This is a genomic window from Anaerosolibacter sp. (genome assembly GCF_029240175.1).
Lineage (GTDB): Bacteria > Bacillota > Clostridia > Peptostreptococcales > Thermotaleaceae > Anaerosolibacter.
Window position 1 is genome coordinate 181,546 of sequence record NZ_JARBTM010000003.1, and the last position, 19,083, is coordinate 200,628.

The following is a 19,083-nucleotide window of genomic DNA, read 5'->3' on the forward strand; positions in this document are numbered from 1 at the left end:
ACAATAATGAAAGCCACAATCAAATAACAAGTAAACTAGCAGGTCTTCAATTCTGAGACCTTACATAAACAAGGGGGTAAGAATCTATGAAAATAACTATCGCTGGAACAGGTTATGTTGGCATGTCCAATGCTATACTTTTAGCACAACGCAATGAAGTAATTGCACTAGACATCATCAAAGAAAAAGTTGATATGATCAACAACAAAAAGTCTCCAATCATCGATCCAGAGATTGAGGAGTATCTTGCCACGAAAGACCTAAATTTAAGGGCGACAACTGATAACTATGAAGCCTATAAAGATGCTGACTATGTCATCATTTCTACTCCAACAAACTACGATCCAGAGAAGAACTACTTCAATACTAGATCAGTTGAAGCTGTTATAGCGAATGTATTATCGATCAATCCAGATGTTGTAATGGTTATTAAATCGACAGTACCAGTCGGATATACGGAAAAAGTTAGAGAAATGTTTGGTACAGAGAACATTATTTTCTCACCAGAGTTCTTGAGAGAAGGAAAAGCTCTTTATGACAATCTCTATCCTTCAAGAATAGTAGTTGGAGAGCAGTCTGAACGAGCAAAAGTATTTGCTGAACTTCTAGCTCAAGGAGCAATAAAGAAAGACATACCTATTCTTTATACAGATGCAACAGAAGCAGAAGCCATCAAACTCTTTGCAAATACTTATCTTGCTATGAGAGTTGCTTTCTTTAATGAACTTGACTCTTATGCAGAAGTCAGAGGTTTGGATACACATCAGATTATTGAGGGAGTTGGACTAGATCCACGTATTGGAAATCATTACAATAATCCCTCATTTGGGTATGGTGGCTATTGTTTACCGAAAGATACAAAGCAGCTTCTAGCTAATTACCAGGATGTGCCTCAAAACATAATGGGGGCAATAGTTGATGCTAACCGCACAAGAAAAGACCATATCGCTGATATGATTATTAAAAGAAACCCTAAAATTGTAGGGATTTATAAACTTACAATGAAGATGGACTCTGATAACTTTAGACAATCTGCAATTCAAGGTGTAATGAAGCGTATTAAAGCCAAAGGTATTGAAGTTGTTGTATTTGAGCCAGCACTTCATGAAGATGAGTTCTACCACTCAAGAGTTATAAAGGACTTTGATGAATTCAAGCAAATCTCTGATGTTATCGTAGCAAATAGACTATCAGATGAGATTAAAGATGTAGTGGACAAGGTCTACACAAGAGACTTATTTAGTAGAGACTAATTGAAAAACCCTAACATTGTTTAGGGCTGTTCAGCATAAATGGGCTACTATACTATCATAGCCCATTTATCAAGGGGGAGGTTCATCTCAATATGAAAGTACGCAAAGCAGTCATACCAGCAGCTGGACTTGGAACGAGATTCTTACCAGCGACAAAAGCTATGCCAAAGGAAATGCTACCAATCGTTGATAAGCCAACGATTCAATATATAATTGAAGAAGCAATCGCAAGTGGCATCGAGGAGATATTAATCATCACTGGAAAGAGCAAAAGAGCAATCGAGGATCATTTTGACCGTTCATGTGAGCTAGAGCAAGAGCTTGAGAAGAAAAAAAACCAGGAATTATTAGATATAGTAAAGACGGTGTCCGAGATGGCGGATGTGCATTATATAAGACAAAAAGAAGCCAAAGGATTAGGACATGCCATCTACTGTGCTAAGACCTTTGTAGGAAACGAACCATTTGCCGTTATGCTTGGAGATGATGTAGTTCATAATGAAGAGGCTCCATGTCTTAAGCAGATGATAGATGCTTATGACCAGTATCAGACATCTGTATTAGGGGTTCAAACGGTAAAGGATGAAGATGTTTGTAAATACGGTATAGTTGATGGTGAGAAGATAAGTGATAGAGTCTACACAGTTAAGGGACTTGTTGAGAAGCCTGCTGTGGATGAAGCACCATCTAATGTTGCAATTTTAGGAAGATATATCATCAATCCGACTATTTTTGAGATATTGGAGCATACAAAGCCTGGAAAAGGTGGAGAAATTCAATTAACTGATGCACTAAAAGAGTTGGCGCAGCGTGAAGCCATGTATGCCTATGATTTCGAGGGTAGAAGATATGATGTAGGAGATAAGCAAGGATTTTTAGAGGCTACGGTTGAGTTTGCATTAAGAAGAGATGATCTTAGAGACGAATTCAGAAATTATTTAGTGAAGCTTATAAATAATGAATTTGGTTCTAAAGCGTGTAAAGAAGCTGCGAAAACAATGGAATAGGGATAAGCTGGAAACGGTGAGAAAAGGAATTTCTAGCCGCTTTCTTTTATTATCTAATAATGACTAAAGCTGAGAATTATTTGCAATCTTTTCGGTTCAATTGACATAAAGGGTGTAAAATTGTATATTTAATATAGACTATACTATCGGAGTGGATAAAATGAAGAATAAGATTTTGAACTTATTACTTGTATTTATAGATGCGGTATGTATCAACTTATCTTTTATCCTTGCCTTTGCCATCAGATTTGATGGGCAAGTATTGAGTCATCCAGTAGCAATGCAATACTTGCCTATATATCTTAAGAGTATCATTACGTTGACACTGATTAAGTTGGTCATTTTTTACGGGTTAGGACTGTATAATAACCTATGGAAATATGCAAGTATTGAGGAGTTGGTGCAGATTGTAACCACATCTTTTTTTGCCACTGCAGGTACGGTCAGTTATATGTTCATTATGCAGCAGCAACTGCCACGAAGTATCTATATTTTGACATTCATGATTGATATTATCCTCATAGGGGGTGTCCGATTTAGCTATCGTGCATCTAGGAATATACGAGAAAACGGATTGAGTAACAGGAAGAGCTTTAAGCGGGTCATGATTATCGGTGCAGGACAGGCTGGAGCCATGGTGATCAAGGAGCTAAAAAACCATGAAGAGTTAAACAGTGTACCCGTTGCAATTATTGATGACAATGATAGTAAGATCGGAAGAAAGATCAATGGAGTACCTGTTCTCGGAGATCGATATCATATACGGAAGGTAGCGGAGACGAAGAAAATTGATGAGATCATTATTACAATCCCCTCAGCCTCCCAGAGTGTAATTCGTGAAATCGTAGAGGAATGTAGTAAGACCAAGTGTAAGCTAAAGATATTGCCAGGTATGTATGAACTGATTGATGGCAGGGTAAGTATTAATCAGATTCGTGATGTAGATATTGAGGATTTGCTAGGAAGAGAAACTGTAAAGGTTGATTTGGAAGAAATGAGCTCCTATTTGCAGAATAAGGTAGTACTGGTGACTGGTGGCGGCGGGTCCATCGGATCAGAGCTGTGCAGACAGGTAGCCCAGTTTAACCCTAAAAAACTATTGATTTTAGATATCTATGAAAACAATGCTTATGATATTCAAAATGAGTTGGGTGCCAATTATCCTGAGTTAGACTTGACTGTTTTGATTGCTTCTGTGAGGGATAAACAAAGATTGCAAGAGATATTTAGCAAATATAAGCCCCAAGTGGTATTCCATGCAGCAGCCCATAAGCATGTGCCTTTGATGGAGGAGAGTCCAAAAGAAGCCATCAAGAACAATGTTTTTGGTACTTTAAATGTGGCAGAGGTTGCTAGTTCATTTGGAGCCGAAAAATTTGTGCTGATCTCTACAGATAAAGCGGTCAATCCTACCAATGTGATGGGTGCTACGAAGCGTATTGCTGAGATGATTGTACAAGCCATGAGTAGAAATAGCAAAACAGAGTTTGTTGCTGTTCGATTTGGAAATGTTCTTGGAAGTAATGGTAGTGTGATCCCTTTATTTAAGAGACAAATTGCCAACGGTGGACCTGTTACGGTTACCCATGCAGAGGTGACCCGTTACTTTATGACGATTCCTGAAGCCGTGCAGCTGGTAATTCAAGCTGGGGCCATGGCCAAGGGTGGAGAAATTTTTGTGTTGGATATGGGAGAGCCTGTGAAGATCATTGATTTAGCCGAGAATCTGATTAGATTGTCTGGCTTTGAACCATACAAGGATATCGATGTTCAAGTCACAGGGCTAAGGCCTGGTGAGAAACTCTATGAGGAGCTATTGATGGATGAAGAGGGTTTAACAGAGACGAAGCATCATAAGATTTTTATCGGGAAACCAATATTTATTGACTACAAGGTTTTAATGGCGGAGCTTACTCATTTAAAAGGTATTTTATTGGATGAAAATAGTGATTTAAGGGATTATATTGAGCATATGGTACCCACATATAAAAGAAGTTGTTAATAATTGATGAAGGAGGACTGACTAAAGGGCATTTGGTCAGTCCTCCATGTTTTTGTTATGAAGTTTGTGAAAAATTGAAAGGAATTTCAACTGTAATTGATGAATAGTACTATGGAGATGAGCATATCGATATATATATAATCTGTCCACACGGAAATTTAATGTCCAGCCATCGGAATGGTCACTGACCATTCCCTACGGGTAAAGGCTAAAATGATAGATAAAGGAGAATGGGAATGGCATATATGGAGAATTATTTGAAATGGATAAATAGTGATTATTTTGATGAAGAAACAAAACGAGAGTTAGAATCCTTAGAAGGTAATGAAAAAGAGATTGAGGATCGCTTCTATAGAGATCTTGAGTTTGGTACCGGGGGACTTAGGGGTGTAATCGGGGCAGGAACCAATCGAATGAACAAATACACAGTCCGTAGAGCAACTCAGGGCTTTGCAAGATACCTTTTAGAGGCTGTAGAAGGCACTAAGACAAAGGGGGTTGTTATTGCCTATGATTCTCGGCATATGTCCTCAGAATTTGCAGAGGAGGCAGCTTTGGTGATGAATGGCAATGGGATCAAAGCCTATCTCTTTGAATCCTTGAGAACGACACCTGAGCTGTCCTTTGCTGTACGGGATTTAGGCTGTGCTGGAGGGATGGTCATCACTGCTAGTCATAACCCGCCAGAATATAACGGCTATAAGGTGTATGGGGAAGATGGGGGACAAATCATACCTGATGAGGCGGAAAAGATCATTGCTGAGATACAGAAGATTGAAGATTATAGTGCTGTAAGCTATATAGATAAAGGAGAGGCGCTGTCTACAGGATTACTAGAAATCATTGGGGAAGATATAGATAGAAGATATATAGATCGTGTAAAAGGTGTAGCATTGAGAAAAGAATTTATCAAAGAAAAAGGACCTGCTGTGAAGATCGTCTACACACCTTTGCACGGTACTGGAAATATGCCTGTAAGAAGAGTACTGGCAGAGTTGGGATTTGACAAGGTATGGGTGGTGCAAGAGCAAGAGGAACCTGATGCCAATTTCTCTACGGTGAAATCTCCGAATCCTGAGGAGCATCAAGCGTTTACTCTAGCTTTGGCACTGGCAGATCAAGTGGATGCCGATGTGATCATCGGGACAGATCCTGACTGTGATCGGGTAGGTGCTGTAGTAAAAAATAAGGATGGAGACTATCAGGTATTGACTGGCAACCAGACAGGGGCACTGCTGATTGACTATGTCCTATCTGCCATGAAAGAGGAAGGTAAGATACCAAATAATGGTGTGGTGATAAAGACCATCGTTACCAGTGAAATGGGGGCAAAGGTCGCCAAAAGCTATGGGGTAGACTCCTTGGATACATTAACAGGTTTTAAGTTTATTGGAGAGAAGATTAAAGAGTTTGAGATGAGTGGAGAAAAAGAATTTATATTTGGTTACGAAGAAAGCTACGGCTACCTAGCAGGGACCTTTGTCCGAGACAAGGATGCTGTGATTGCTTCCATGCTGATTTGTGAGATGGCAGCCTACTATAAAGAAAAGGACATGACTCTATATGATGGATTGATGGAACTGTTTGAGAAGCATGGTTATTATCAAGAAGGACTAGAATCTATCACCCTAAAGGGTAAGGAAGGGATGGAGAAGATCGATGAGATCCTAAGCTACTTCCGTACAAATCCTCCAAGGGAGATAAGCAATCGGAAAGTTCAAATCTTAAAGGACTATGACCATGGAAAGCAAACAGATCTGTTAACAGGAGAGATTTCAAGGTTAACCTTGCCAAAATCCAATGTGCTCCATTTTACCTTAGAGGATGGTTCCTGGTTCTGCATCCGCCCATCGGGTACAGAGCCAAAGGTAAAGATATATTTTTCCGTGGTAGGAAACAGTTTGGAGAACGCCAAAGAAAAGCTAGAAAGTCTAAGAACTGAAGTTATGGGACAGATGGGCAACTTATAGGTTAGTTTTGCGGCGGAACAGGCATGCCTGTTCCCTATATTTTGGTGTAACATAGGTACAGATTATGATATAATGGATATACACGAAGGAAACGGCATCTGGGAATAGAATATTTGGAGGTGCTGATATGGAACAAGAGATCAAAGATACCCTACATCTGCTTGTCGGTATGATTGATGAATTGGGAAAAAAGGTTGACAGATTAGACACGCGGGTGGAGCGGTTGGAAGAGGAAGTACAAGGCATAAAGGAAGAGCAGCAGAAAATGAATGATAAATTTGACGCTGTGATATCAATGTGGAGTGACCATGAAGTATTTATTCGACAGCTGAAGATGAAGAAAATTATATAAAAAGAATAAATAGGAAAAATAAAACAACGGGAAAGAAGGAGAATACCTCGTTGTTTTATTCATTTTATAGTAATATAATATTGATTGACTTAGCAGATTGTATACACAAAGAAGGAGAAGGAAATGAAAAATAGAAAATTTGAAGTGATCAAAGGGAAAAAAGATGCCGATTACGGGTTAACCCATAAATTTATTGAAGCATGTGCCACCAATACAAGACTCATGGGTGTCGTTGGGCTGGTCATAAAATGGGAAACAGAGCTAGGGGAAGAGTTCCATCAATTCTTCCATCTCGATGCAGAAGAATTTGGTCTAGATGACTATATTAGCATTTTAGATGGATCAGATGAAAGCATTGCCATGGCGGCTGCCAATATGATGGGAGGCTTGGGCGGCAAAACCGTGGACATTAGCCAGCGGGAAGCAGTGTATCTAGTTCATCATTATATGGAGAAAAGCAAACAGTTCAATGAAGAGCTCCCAGAGCCAATCAGTGAATACGAATACGCCATCCATGAAAAGCCTCAGCTGAACGAGACAGAAATCACTGCTCTATGGGACAAAATCTGTGAGCCTGTGGCTTCACCGATTCAACTGGTCAACTACTTTATGATGCGGGCTGTAGCCTGTGACGAAGAGGGTTTGGGATTTTTAAGCGATGGACAGAAGATCCCTTATCAAATCGTGAAAAAACCTGCTACCCTACTAAAAAATATCATCGAACCAGTAGATGGGCAGAACGAAAAAGCCTACATGGCAGAGTCCCTTATTGATCTAGAACAAGGATACCGAATGGTGGTTTCTGAAATCCAAGTAGAGGAAACTGGCAAAGGCTGGCGGGTAAAGGCAGCGGAAGTCAAGACATCCATGAACATCACAGGGATGGAGGCAGCCTTTAGCTTGGGCAAGGATGAATACATCACCGTATACCATGTGAAAAACTTTAGAGAGTTCATGCGAAAAATGGATAGAGAAAAACCCCATGCCATGAAGCATGGTTATGAAGTGGGGATATTATATACAGAATTCAACCCCACCAACGAGCACGTGAAAAATACCAACTATTATCTCAATGATGATATCTATGGGGTGTACTACATTACAGAAAGCAGTCAACTTCTGGTATGTGCCTATAATCAAAAGCAGATCTTAGAATTGGAGAAGTATTTCAACAGCCCTAATTACGAGGGGATTCTTGAAATGGAAGAAAGATTCCATCTAGATCGTTCTGTACTCTACGAGTTTGTTCACAGCGGCTTTGACAGCTTCTATGAATTTCTAGAGGAAGAGTAAAATATTTTTTTATGCAAAAAACAGAATCAATAGCTCCATCAGCCGCCAGGAATGGCGGCTTTGCTTATGCTTGTACGGATGGTTTACCGTTTACGGAAGAGACCCTAATGGTTTTTATCCTGGTATCATAATTGATATCTAAAAAACCTCGAGCAAGGTATCGGGCCCTTTCTGGCAGGATAGTAAGATTGTTTGTTATTACTATTACAATAGTAGGACATCACACGGAGATTACATTTCCAATTATTCCCTACCTAAGAGCCATAATATGCCTACTCCCAGAGCATCGGCAATAGCAACGAGTTCGATGTCAGTTACAGGGCGAGTTTTTGCCTCTATTTTGGAAATGGTTGTTTTCTCTAGTTCTACTCCTCGAACAGATAAACGTGCCAACAAGTCTGTTTGTGTTATCTTGGGCTTTGATTTATGGCGGGCTTGATGAACACGATCGCCTATTAAGTTTTTTGCATTTGGATTGTCAATAAAAATCATGAGATAACCACCTAACTTTTTTATTATAAACTTGATTATAGAGCAAGTTTAATGCTGTAATTTGCTTTATAAGCAAGTTATATAAATGTTATATTGGAGGTTTGTCATGAAAGAACTAAAAAAGCCCATGGAAGAATTAAGGGAAGTGCTAAATAGATTAGTAGAGGAAATAGATAAGCATGATAATGAAAAGCTATTAAAGGTTAGTCAAGAGTTGGATGAAGTTATAAGAGCATATATCAAAACAGAGTGTGGTAAATAGTGTAGATGACAAAATACTAGTGTGGAGATATGGCAGAAGAGAGATGAATGGATGAAGAAGCAATGGATTAAAGGAAAAAATACTGAAAAATCTGAAAACTATAACTATATAGGTAATGACTAGAAATATGAAGCTATGATATAATAACAATGGAAATAAACCTTGAAACAGTAGAAAAACTTTGCTAGACAGATATACTTATGAAAGTAGGTGTGATAGATGGATTTTGACGTTAGGTGGAAACAAAGATTTGCTAATTTTAAGAAGGCTACAATGCAACTGACTGAGTTTATAGAAAAAGATAAGTTAAACAAATTTGAAATCCAAGGATTGATACAATGCTTTGAGTATACATTTGAATTAGCCTGGAGAACTATGAAAGATTATTTAGAGCAAGAAGGTTTTGATGTGAAGAGTCCTAGAAGTACCATCCAAACAGCTTTCCAGATTCAACTCATAACGGATGGGCATATTTGGATTGATGCATTGGAAAAGAGAAATCTAATGGCACATACTTATGATGAGAAAAAAGCACTGGAAGCAGAAGTATTAATAAGAAAAAGTTATTATAAAGTAATGGTTGAATTATGCACTAAGCTTGAGGTATTACAATGCGATTTGGATTAAAGGAAGATGACTTAGCGTATATCATTGGTAAAGTAAGAGAATTTATCGAGATAGAAAAGGCTGTTATATTTGGATCAAGGGCTAAAGGGAATTATAGACCAGGGTCAGATGTAGATCTAGCGATTTATGGAGATCAAATAACATTTGATACCATTTCAAGCCTTCATGCAAGGTTAGAAATGCAAGGCCCACTACCGTATTTTTTTGATATTGTAGACTATACCCATTTAGACCATAAGGAACTTAAAGATCATATTGATAGAGTTGGAAAAATTATTTTTGAAAGATACTAATTTAAAAAACGAGCGTTGAAGGAAGCTTTCATAGCATCAGGCATTTGTTCCTGGCAGGGGACCACAGGTTAGGGATGTTTTTATAGATAGTGCTGGGGCGATTGTTGGGATTGGACAGTTAGTAAATTAGCAAGAAAAAATACTATGTAACAAAAACGAAAAGAGGTGAGACTAGGATTTAATAATCTTAGCCCACACCTCGTTTTAGTTACAGTTTCGTTTTTTAGCTTACTACCTAAAAATTGATTGGTGCCTGACACCAAACTATTTATGCACCGCCTGTTCTTCTAGGGAGGCTGTTTTGTTTTTTTGTTACTGGATTTTTTTTGCTTGCGTTCGTATTGGAAGAATTAGAATCCAACTTCCCTACGCCTTTGCCTTGATTCTTGGCAGCGAGTGCTTGCTTCATAGCATCCTGTAGGCTAATCTTCTTCTTTTCAGGAGCCTTTGTATCTTGTGTATTATTTTCTGAATTCGACATGATGGGTATTCTCCTTTTTCATTAGATAATGATAATTTTTTAGGACAATCATGAGTATAACATTATCATACACCAAAACCAGCTACAAAAGAAGATAAATAATATAAGTATTAATTTAGTAGTATGGGAGGCATTCGCAGTATGAAAGGAAACTTTCATTGATTTGAGATTTGATTAGGGCACGGATTCTATGAGGAAGTATGAATCAATGTCATATAGTCAAGGATAACAGGTATGAATCACAGCAGGATTTACATAAGATAAAGAGAATTAAATAAGATATGAATATGCAGAAAGTGGGAAATTCATGAAAAGGGTTGCGGCATGGACTTTAGTGATCCTATGGTGTGGTGTGATCTTCTTTTTCTCTGCAGAAAATCGAAGTGTATCCCATGACAGGAGCTCTAGAATTAAAGAAACAGTAGAGAGAGTCATCGTAAAAGTGTTTGATGAGAAGGATATAAATGATAATCTACGAGGGCGATTAGAGTACTATATCAGGAAGACAGGTCATCTGGCAGAATACTTTATCCTCTCAGTATTGGTATGCAATGCCCTATGGATCAGTGGACTAAGGGGAGTAAAGCTGTATTCTGTCACCTTTTATATGTCTGTGGTCTATGCCAGTCTCGATGAGTTTCATCAGTCCTTTGTACCAGGGCGAGGACCCCAGGTGGAAGATGTACTATTGGATGGTGTTGGGGTTGTGATAGGTATCATAGCTTCGTTTATGATATTGAGGCGTCGCATAAACATGGAAAAATAGATAACAAACTGATATATTGAACTAAATGTTGTCAAAGCATAAAGTAGAAGCTATATCTTAAAAGAGAGATCCTTCGCTAGCGCTCAGGATGACAAGGAATATATAAATATTTTAACAAAGGCACAGTATTGTGTCTTTTTTCGTTGGGGAAATATAGTCATTTCAAGCCGAGGTGAAATATTATATAATATTAAGTATAGGAAGGGAGGTATATAGTGGAGACCTTAAATCAGATTTTGGTATTATTTTTACTGCTTATTATAGGTTATATATGTAAGAAGTTACGGATCATTAGCAACGATATGAATCGTGATATCAGTAATTTTATTACAAGTATCGCGCTGCCATGCTTGATTATTGTTACATTGAGCAGCTTTGAGTTTTCTGAGGAAACGTTGGTTAAGAGCGGAAAGCTGTTTATGATTTCATGGGGTGTATATGCATTGTCTATCGCTATATCCTATATTGTACCCAAACTTATCAAGGCAGAGGGTACATCCAGGGATATTTTCCAATTTATGATGGTGTTTTCCAATGTAGGGTTTATGGGGTATCCGGTGGTGAATGCGGTTTTTGGAGAAACAGGCGTGTTTTATACAGCCCTTTATAATCTGCCGTTTAATATGGTGATTTGGAGCTTTGGGGTGGCGGTGTTGAGCAGACCGAGCATGAAACAAAACAAGCTGGCCTTGGATGAACGGGGCAGTATTCAGATAAAGCAGCTTATTAATCCTGGACTTATTGCTGTATTTATTGGGTTTACTATGTTTTTGACTTCTACCAGACTGCCAGGACCAGTGCATCAAGCTTTTAAGATGGTGGGAGACGTGACCACACCCATGGCCATGGTGTTCATTGGGTCGATTTTAGCAGATATCCATATTAAGGAAATCTTTTCAAATACCAAGGTGTTTATTGTAAGTGCAGTACGGCTAGTGGTTTTACCGATTTTAGTATTGCTGATTTTAAAGATGTTTGATTTGGATGAGATCATGACAGGAATCCCTGTGCTAATCGCAGCCATGCCAGTAGCGGCCAATTGCGCCATCATGGCTACACGATATGAAAATGATTACCACCTGGCATCTCAAGCCATCTTCATATCAACCATGCTTTCTATGATAACGATCCCATTGATTGTGACACTACTTTAAGATCGCTGTTCGCTACTCGTCACTCGCTTCTCGGAAAAGATAGAAGAAAAGCTTGACAACAAAATTCGGCCAAAATAAAATTGCAGTAGCCAGTAGCCAGTAGCCAGTAGCCAGTAGCCAGTAGCCAGTAGCCAGTAAGATTAATTCTGCGTTGCGAGTATAATCGCATCTGCGATGATTTTGGACATTTTCATGACGAGGCTGAGTCGGATGTTGTGGATGGCAAAGCAGTCGTCGTGGTTGATTTTATCTACGATACCGACAATTGAAAGATGACCAACACTGGGCAGCTTCTTTCCTACGCCTTTGCCAGGAAAGATGGGGCCCTTTTTTATGTGGATGCTGCCGATACTTTCTTCAGCGCCTAAACAGGCATCGACAGCAATAAAAAAACCATCTGGATGCAGGGTGGTGATAACAGCCATCATCTCTTTTAAGTTCACGGCATGGACGGGATCGTCTACGGTGCCGTAGAAGGGATAAGAAAAGCTTTTGCTCTCCAGCATCGTCCCTGTGATGGGCCCCAGGGCATCGCCGATGCATCGATCGGTGCCGATACAAACCAGAACCATATCTTTAGTGAGGTGTTCCTTTATATAACTTGCTAAAGTTTCAACGGCATTTTCGTCGGTGTAGTGTACACGTACCTCGTATCTATATTTCCAAGGATTGGGGATCAAGAAAAATACACCTCCTCTATAAGGAATATATATACGCAGGACGAGGTGTTGATGACAAGAAAAAAGATTGAGATCGAGATTAAGATTGAGAGAAAGAAAAGAAAAGGTTAAGGTTGAGGTTAAGGTTGAAAGGCGAGGAGCGAGAAGCCAGTAGCGAGTAGTGATGTTCCATGCATAATTATGGAAATCTTATATCATACTACAAATGAAAGCATGAGATTGCTTTTGGAGTGAAAAATATGATATAGGGTGGTATCGAATATGACAGAGCCAAGGAAAAGATATAATGAACTGGCGGTTGTGGTTTTAACGGTGATTACGGTACTGGGTATTTGGAGCATGCGACCCGCAGGAGAAAGAATAGTACCGGAATTAAACATGGGGTATAGGCCCAATGGCAGCTTAGAAGAGAAAGTTCCCCTTGAGACAAGATTGGATATTTACTTTGATGAAATCTTTGACCTAAGTCAAGAGGATGAACAGCACCAAATGATCATTGATGATGCGACTTTAGATAAATTTATTTATGTTTATCATGATAGGGTAAGGAAAAGCCATGCACCCATTGAAATTACCTTTGAGAGAAAGGAAGAGGTGCGAGTTTTGTTAGAAAATATGGGGACCATCAACTTGGTTCGCTTAAAGGAAGTATTGGGACAAGACGTAAGTGATGGAACTGTAGAACAGGTGGAGGCAATCCTTCAGGAGAACCTTTTTGAGCAGGAGCTACAGCATTTGGATAATTTGATCATACCAAAATAATAAAACAGAGGAAATCCTCTGTTTTATTATTTTGATATGTTATTTTGTGTACATAGGCACAATTTCATAGGTTACCTTATCGTCATTTACGGTAAATACCATATACTTCAGCTGGGTGAAGATATCCATATCATTTTGCAGTGGATAATCCTTCAGGGTTACATATCGCACACCGTTTTGTGGGGTTACAGTAAAGTCTGAACCGCCGCCGCTTAATACCCATACATCGATGTTCTTTTCCTGTTTGGCTTTCGTCAATGTATCCTTAAATAACTTCTCTTCGAGTGGGTCACTGAAGGATAGGGGCTTTGGAAGCACCACAAAGATTTGTTTCGATTCGGCAGTCTTGATGGTATTGATAAACCAAGTCCACTGCTGAACATTGCTTTCTCTCAGACTGCCTTTTCGGTTATCCAACTGAATAAACATGCTGTTTTTATGGGCCGTAGCCGTGTAGTTACCATCGCCTAGGACAACGGTCTTTGTTAGACTGTCCTTTAGGGATGAATCTAGTGTGCTGGTAAATACATTGAGCTCTGCATTGTCATTGGACAATTGTGCCAGCTTTGTCACGGCCATTTGATCTAAAAGGGTATCAATACCGCTCACAGCACCATGAGCAAAAAACTTATAGGAGTTTGCACCTTTAGGAGGCTCACTCACGTTTCTCGCATCTTGTATAGGTACTTGAGGAACTGTGCCATCTAGGTTTGATGGATAGGAAACAGTTAAACCATCCATATAAATTCTTCCTGTATCCTTGGCAAGGGGATTGGTTTCTACCACATAGATTCGCTCGAGAACCACAGGTACCTTCAAGGTGGAAGGAACCGGCGCTTCTACATACTTCCAACCGCTCCAATCAATAGCAGTTGCCAGGTTAATGGTATGGGCTGTGCCGTCGGCACCGACTAATTTGGCTTTTAAGCCATGGCCGCCGCCTTCGTTGCCATAAACCCAAAGACCAATTTTGGCTGGAGGCTTTTCGAAGCGAATACCGCCGTTATTAAATACTAGGTATGCTGCCCGTGTTGCATCTGTTGTTGTAAAATCATAAGACAGTGTACCAGCACTATTGCCGGATTTAGGGAATGGTGCCATCTCATAGGTTCCAGTTACTTCTGCCGGATAAGATAGGAAGCTTCCATTCACAGCTTCGAAATCATCGATCACTACCTCCTGGGAACCTACAGCAACTTGGATATAGGCCCCTAACCCTTTAAATGTGCCTTTGATGATACCTGATCCATTCTGAGAAGCTGCTTTAAAGAAGCCTCTTTGATCGATATACCCTAGATGTTGAGGAACTTCAAAGGTAATATCCTGAGAACTTAGGGTTGCGCTGTATCCTTCACCGTCTACAGCGGTCATGGTGATAACGCGCTCACCATTTTTATCTACAAAAAGCTTATTTGGAGACAGCTTTAGATTTACAGGTTGATCCAGTACATTCATCTCCAATGTAGCATATTTCCCATCATACTCAGCTACGATCGCAGCTTTTCCTGGAGCAGTAGGCCTAAATATATTGCCGTTAAAAGTACCAGCGGCTCCCGTTATATGCCATTTCACACGGCTGTAGTCAACGGGCAGCGGGTTATAGTTCTTGTCATAAGCTTTGATTTCTAGTTGTCTGGAAGTGTTAACAAATACGTTGGAATCTTGGGTTTGTAGTTTCACACCAGCAATAGCTGTTTGTGGCGCTGTATTAACCACCCCGATGCCATTCATCAATCTGCGCTCACTGCCGTCGGAGAGGGTGTTGACAATCTTTTTGTTCTCATCGCCCAAGGGACGCAGAATCATTTCTGTAGAACCGCCGCCATCCAAGTTGATGGCTTGCTGGGCGCCTAGGTAAGCCATGATTTCGCCGAGTTCTTTTTGGGTAACCCCTGTATAGGAGGCTGTACGACCATCAACGGTTACCAAGATGACTTCTTTATTGTCCCTAGAGATCCCAATGGCTGTCCGAGGATGGTTGCCAGTGATATTGTGGGAGAAGGTTGTTGGAACAACACCATCTTTAAGTACTACAGCACCACCACCCATGGCTAGGGCCAAGGATTGATAATCAGGATTTGTAGAAGCTGAAATTTCGATTTCATCGCCCACGGCGAAGCTGCTTTCAATTAAAGCTGCAAAGGTTCCTGTGGCAAATACAACAGAGCCATTTTTGGGGATGGTAGTCCCTTCCTTTGCATAGTTGATTTCTTTGACTACATTGTCTTCGATCACCATTTCCACAGCACTGGAAAGATTTGGACTGAGGGCAGGGGTTTTTCCACCAAAGGCAGGGGTGAAGAGGATCGCTGTGTCTCCATAATCAGACTCTTTGTTGATGGAGCCTATCTTTAAGAACGTAATGGAGCGTTTATTCATGATTTCTACCATTTCTGAAGTCCAATAGTTGATGAAGGGCGTACCATCCTTTGATTGGTTAAATACAGCCATTTGGGTTGGAATATAGTAGGGAGTTGAAACCAGTTCTCCATCCTTTACGATAGGACCCAAGGTGGCAGCACCCTTTGTATTGAAAAAGTCTCCATTGATGGCAGCGATCACCTGAGGATTTTGGTTTGCCAACTCAGATAATCTAGCTTTGGTTCCTAGGCCGTTTTGATTAAACAGCATGTCCAAAGAAGTAAAATTGTCCTGAAGATTGATTCTCATGACATTTACATTGACCCAGCCCTTGTCGGTAAAGCGTAGAAGCTGTTCATGTTTAACACCTGATGATATGTATTCTTCCTTTTTTTCTTCATATAGAGATTGGGTCCAATCGGCATGGACTGGCATGAGAAAACCTGATGATGTCAAAGAAATTGCTAAGGTCGATGTAATGATCCATTTTTTCCATCCTTGCATATACATTGCTCCTTTCTATTTCTGGTTATGTTTATTAGGTTTTTTACTTGTAATAGATAAGTGTAGGGAACGTGCCCCTGTGCCGTTTCGCGATTTTGGTCCTATCTTTTTCGGAACGCCACGGGGGGCGTTCCCTACATCCTTAACTACGATTACTGCTAATATACGATTATGTCTACCTTCCCCTCTATTATATCGTAAGAACAGAATAGAGAAAGTTAAGAATATATTACAAAGAAGGATCAACTAAGACTCGTTCAGATGGAGTTTGTAACTCCACATGAACGTCAAGTCGTGTTATCCAGGGGCTGTACAACTCTTGACTCTCGCTTGTATAAGCAGGGATCATAAATCTTTGATTTATTGATCATCGCTTACACAGCGTGCAAGCGGGAGTCTTGGAGTTGTTAGCCATCGGATAAAAATTCTTTTAAAAAGCTATTGCAAAATCTCTAATTTTGTCGTAAAATAAATCTTGTGATTATGTCGGGGTGTAGCGCAGTTTGGTAGCGCATCTGGTTTGGGACCAGAGGGCCGCGGGTTCAAATCCTGCCACCCCGACCATTTTTATGGCCCATTGGTCAAGCGGTCAAGACACCGCCCTTTCACGGCGGTAACCCGGGTTCGATTCCCGGATGGGTCACCATTGTACTAAAGTACAAATATCATTTAGCCAAATTCTTTTGAAGTGTACAAGCGTACACTTCTTTTTTTATCTAATAGGAAAGTTCTACTTTCCTATTAGATAAAAAAATCAGGGGTGCAGGGGAAGTATTCCCCGCCGTATTCAGAGGGGTGCTCAGGCTGAACGACGAGGGCGTCGTTCCCTACGTATTTATTTTAATTCAAGCAGTTTAAAAGTGGGGATTCATAAATGCGTAGATATCCTATATAATGTTAATGTAGGTCAGATGATAAGGAGATTAGGATGACGAATATTATAAAGTTTTTATCTGATGAAATCATGGTGATATTAATAGCAGCTATGCCTGTTTTAGAGCTAAGAGGTGCTATTCCTTTTGGCGTGTCTTTAGGTATGCATCCTTTACATGCCATGATATTGGGAATCTTGGGAAGTATGCTGCCTGTACCGTTCTTATTATTATTTTTGAAGCCTGTTTTTCGAGAAATGAGAAAGCATCGTTTGTTTAAAAGGTTTGTGGAGTGGGTTACCCATAGAACAATGAGAAAGGCGACAAATATCAAAAAATACAGTGCTTTGGGTCTTTTGATTTTTGTAGCAGTGCCGCTGCCCACCACGGGGGTTTGGACGGGGTCTATTGCAGCAGCATTACTGGATATGCGCTTTCGTACTGCTTTTTTTGCTATATTTGCTGGGAACTGTATTGCAGCCCTAATTATGATGGCACTCAGTCACGCAGCGTTTGGATTTTAAGAACGCTATTCGCTGCTCGCTTCTGGCTACTCGCTTTTTAAAAAAGCTTTTAGGGAACAGCGAGAGGCGAGCAGCGAGAAGCCAACCTATATAAGACAGGAGATATAATACAATATGAAACAGAAATTTACTAAACTGATTATACTTATACTTGGCCTGCTTCTCCTCACTTCCTGTGGGAGTATAGAAGTGGTAGTGGAGCCTGTACAGCAAGCTCAAGAGAATCAGGAGTTAGAGGTACACTTTATCGATGTGGGACAAGGAGATGCGATTCTGATTCGAACGCCTATGGATGAAAATATCTTGATTGATGCTGGAGGAAATGATGACGAAGAAAGGGTTGTCGACTATTTACGGAGCCAAGGCGTAGCATCTTTGAAGGCTGTGGTGGGAACCCATCCCCACGAGGATCACATCGGTGGCTTGGATCTGGTGATCGATCAATTTTCTGTGGAGAAGGTATATATGCCGAAGGTGATTCATGATACCAAGACATTTGAGGATGTTTTAGACGCCATAGATCGTAAAGGGTTAAAGATCACCCGAGCGATTAGTGGTGAAAAATTGGAAATAGAAGGTGCTCAAGGTTTATTTTTGGCCCCTGTTGCGGATAAATATAAAGAGTTAAATAATTATAGTGCAGTGATTCGATTACAATATAAAGACACGGTTTTCCTCTTTACTGGAGATGCTGAGGCTTTGGTAGAGGAGGAGATATTAAGCAGCGTTTCGCGGGGCTTATTGAAAGCTGATGTGCTGAAAGTAGGTCATCACGGTAGTTATAGCTCCACTTCAGCACCATTTCTTGAGGTGGTGGCACCTAGCTATGCAGTAATTCAATTGGGAAGAGATAATAAATATGGTCATCCCCACAAAGAAACCATGGATAGCCTTGAAAACAAGGGTATTCAAGTATTGAGAACGGATATGGATGGAACAGTTGTTTTTAAAAGTGATGGACAAAAGATACAGGTGTTGAAAGGGGAGTAAATCGATGTATATTTTGGATTCTATTGAAGGTGATTGGGCAGTCATAGAGTATGGAAAAATTATGCTCCAATTGCCAAAAGAATTACTGCCTGAAAATGCAAAAGAAGGAGATATTCTCCATATACATATTTCAGTGGATACAGATCAGACTAATAAAAGGAAAGAAAGATTAGAAGAAAAGATGGAGCGTTTGTGGGAAGAGTAATCGTTTTTGGCTGCTCGCCTCTCGCTACTGGCTACTCGATTAAAACACTATAGAGCATTCCAGATAGTCTTTAGCGAATGGCGAGTGGCGAGAAGCGAACAGCCAGAAAAAAACTATTGACTTTAAGAATCATCCATGATAGTATTTTTTCTGTTGAATTGAATAGAAATCTTGATGCCTTATCAAGAGTGGTGGAGGGAATAGGCCCTGGGAAACCCGGCAACCGGTAACAT

General features: G+C 40.1%; 19 protein-coding genes, 2 tRNA genes and 1 pseudogene. 18 read left to right on the top strand and 4 right to left on the bottom strand.

The window, feature by feature from the left end; genetic code table 11:
* Positions 1-86 precede the first annotated feature (86 nt).
* The 6 genes from K0R93_RS02975 (at position 87) to K0R93_RS03000 (ending at position 7,877) form a co-directional block, all read left to right on the top strand.
* On the top strand, positions 87-1,253 hold the full coding sequence (locus K0R93_RS02975; protein ID WP_300297338.1) for a nucleotide sugar dehydrogenase: 1,167 nt from the start codon (positions 87-89) through the stop codon (positions 1,251-1,253).
* Between the two features lie 92 nt (positions 1,254-1,345).
* Positions 1,346-2,260: a UTP--glucose-1-phosphate uridylyltransferase GalU gene (gene galU / locus K0R93_RS02980; protein WP_300297341.1), complete on the top strand. Its 915-nt coding sequence runs from the start codon at positions 1,346-1,348 to the stop codon at positions 2,258-2,260.
* A 160-nt stretch (positions 2,261-2,420) separates the two neighbouring features.
* Positions 2,421-4,262: a nucleoside-diphosphate sugar epimerase/dehydratase gene (locus K0R93_RS02985; RefSeq protein WP_300297344.1), complete on the top strand. Its 1,842-nt coding sequence runs from the start codon at positions 2,421-2,423 to the stop codon at positions 4,260-4,262.
* A 236-nt stretch (positions 4,263-4,498) separates the two neighbouring features.
* Positions 4,499-6,232: a phospho-sugar mutase gene (locus tag K0R93_RS02990; RefSeq protein ID WP_300297346.1), complete on the top strand. Its 1,734-nt coding sequence runs from the start codon at positions 4,499-4,501 to the stop codon at positions 6,230-6,232.
* Between the two features lie 127 nt (positions 6,233-6,359).
* Complete coding sequence (locus K0R93_RS02995; protein ID WP_300297349.1) at positions 6,360-6,584, top strand: hypothetical protein; 225 nt, start codon at positions 6,360-6,362, stop codon at positions 6,582-6,584.
* A 123-nt stretch (positions 6,585-6,707) separates the two neighbouring features.
* Positions 6,708-7,877, top strand: coding sequence for a hypothetical protein (locus K0R93_RS03000; protein ID WP_300297353.1), 1,170 nt, complete (start codon positions 6,708-6,710; stop codon positions 7,875-7,877).
* 243 nt (positions 7,878-8,120) lie between these two features.
* Here the strand turns inward: K0R93_RS03000 and K0R93_RS03005 are convergent, their stop codons facing one another.
* Positions 8,121-8,369: a helix-turn-helix domain-containing protein gene (locus K0R93_RS03005; RefSeq protein ID WP_300297356.1), complete on the bottom strand. Its 249-nt coding sequence runs from the start codon at positions 8,367-8,369 to the stop codon at positions 8,121-8,123.
* Positions 8,370-8,475: 106 nt separating this feature from the next.
* On the opposite strand from K0R93_RS03005, the gene K0R93_RS03010 reads away from it, so the two are divergent.
* The 4 genes and pseudogenes from K0R93_RS03010 to K0R93_RS19280 form a co-directional block, all read left to right on the top strand.
* Positions 8,476-8,631, top strand: a complete 156-nt coding sequence (locus tag K0R93_RS03010) for a Spo0E family sporulation regulatory protein-aspartic acid phosphatase (protein ID WP_300297359.1) — start codon at positions 8,476-8,478, stop codon at positions 8,629-8,631.
* A gap of 219 nt (positions 8,632-8,850) precedes the next feature.
* Positions 8,851-9,258, top strand: coding sequence for a nucleotidyltransferase substrate binding protein (locus tag K0R93_RS03015; RefSeq protein ID WP_300297361.1), 408 nt, complete (start codon positions 8,851-8,853; stop codon positions 9,256-9,258).
* The gene (locus tag K0R93_RS03020) at positions 9,243-9,551 is read left to right on the top strand and encodes a nucleotidyltransferase domain-containing protein (protein ID WP_300297364.1); all 309 of its coding nucleotides are present in this window, start codon (positions 9,243-9,245) and stop codon (positions 9,549-9,551) included. The genes K0R93_RS03015 and K0R93_RS03020 overlap by 16 nt, the downstream gene beginning before the upstream one ends.
* A gap of 40 nt (positions 9,552-9,591) precedes the next feature.
* Positions 9,592-9,681 (top strand): annotated as a pseudogene (locus K0R93_RS19280) (VanZ family protein); the annotation flags it as partial.
* Positions 9,682-9,819: 138 nt separating this feature from the next.
* Here K0R93_RS19280 and K0R93_RS03030 read toward each other — a convergent pair.
* Entirely contained in the window at positions 9,820-10,032 is a 213-nt protein-coding gene (locus K0R93_RS03030; RefSeq protein ID WP_300297366.1) for a hypothetical protein, read from the bottom strand.
* 307 nt (positions 10,033-10,339) lie between these two features.
* On the opposite strand from K0R93_RS03030, the gene K0R93_RS03035 reads away from it, so the two are divergent.
* Entirely contained in the window at positions 10,340-10,798 is a 459-nt protein-coding gene (locus tag K0R93_RS03035; RefSeq protein WP_300297370.1) for a VanZ family protein, read from the top strand.
* 215 nt (positions 10,799-11,013) lie between these two features.
* On the top strand, positions 11,014-11,952 hold the full coding sequence (locus tag K0R93_RS03040; protein WP_300297372.1) for an AEC family transporter: 939 nt from the start codon (positions 11,014-11,016) through the stop codon (positions 11,950-11,952).
* Positions 11,953-12,092: 140 nt separating this feature from the next.
* Here K0R93_RS03040 and yyaC read toward each other — a convergent pair whose 3' ends face one another.
* Entirely contained in the window at positions 12,093-12,632 is a 540-nt protein-coding gene (yyaC, locus tag K0R93_RS03045; protein WP_300297375.1) for a spore protease YyaC, read from the bottom strand.
* Between the two features lie 261 nt (positions 12,633-12,893).
* Here yyaC and K0R93_RS03050 point away from each other — a divergent pair, with 261 nt between their 5' ends.
* Positions 12,894-13,394: a hypothetical protein gene (locus tag K0R93_RS03050; protein WP_300297378.1), complete on the top strand. Its 501-nt coding sequence runs from the start codon at positions 12,894-12,896 to the stop codon at positions 13,392-13,394.
* 39 nt (positions 13,395-13,433) lie between these two features.
* On the opposite strand, the gene K0R93_RS03055 is transcribed toward K0R93_RS03050, so the two are convergent.
* Positions 13,434-16,259: a phosphodiester glycosidase family protein gene (locus tag K0R93_RS03055; protein WP_300297381.1), complete on the bottom strand. Its 2,826-nt coding sequence runs from the start codon at positions 16,257-16,259 to the stop codon at positions 13,434-13,436.
* Between the two features lie 487 nt (positions 16,260-16,746).
* On the opposite strand from K0R93_RS03055, the gene K0R93_RS03060 reads away from it, so the two are divergent.
* From K0R93_RS03060 to K0R93_RS03080, 5 genes are all read left to right on the top strand, one after another.
* A tRNA-Pro gene (locus K0R93_RS03060) sits at positions 16,747-16,823 on the top strand.
* 7 nt (positions 16,824-16,830) lie between these two features.
* A tRNA-Glu gene (locus tag K0R93_RS03065) sits at positions 16,831-16,905 on the top strand.
* A 282-nt stretch (positions 16,906-17,187) separates the two neighbouring features.
* On the top strand, positions 17,188-17,655 hold the full coding sequence (locus K0R93_RS03070; RefSeq protein ID WP_300297384.1) for a COG2426 family protein: 468 nt from the start codon (positions 17,188-17,190) through the stop codon (positions 17,653-17,655).
* A 114-nt stretch (positions 17,656-17,769) separates the two neighbouring features.
* Positions 17,770-18,645: a ComEC/Rec2 family competence protein gene (locus K0R93_RS03075; protein ID WP_300297387.1), complete on the top strand. Its 876-nt coding sequence runs from the start codon at positions 17,770-17,772 to the stop codon at positions 18,643-18,645.
* Between the two features lie 4 nt (positions 18,646-18,649).
* Entirely contained in the window at positions 18,650-18,850 is a 201-nt protein-coding gene (locus K0R93_RS03080) for a DUF3006 domain-containing protein (protein WP_300297389.1), read from the top strand.
* Positions 18,851-19,083 lie beyond the last annotated feature (233 nt).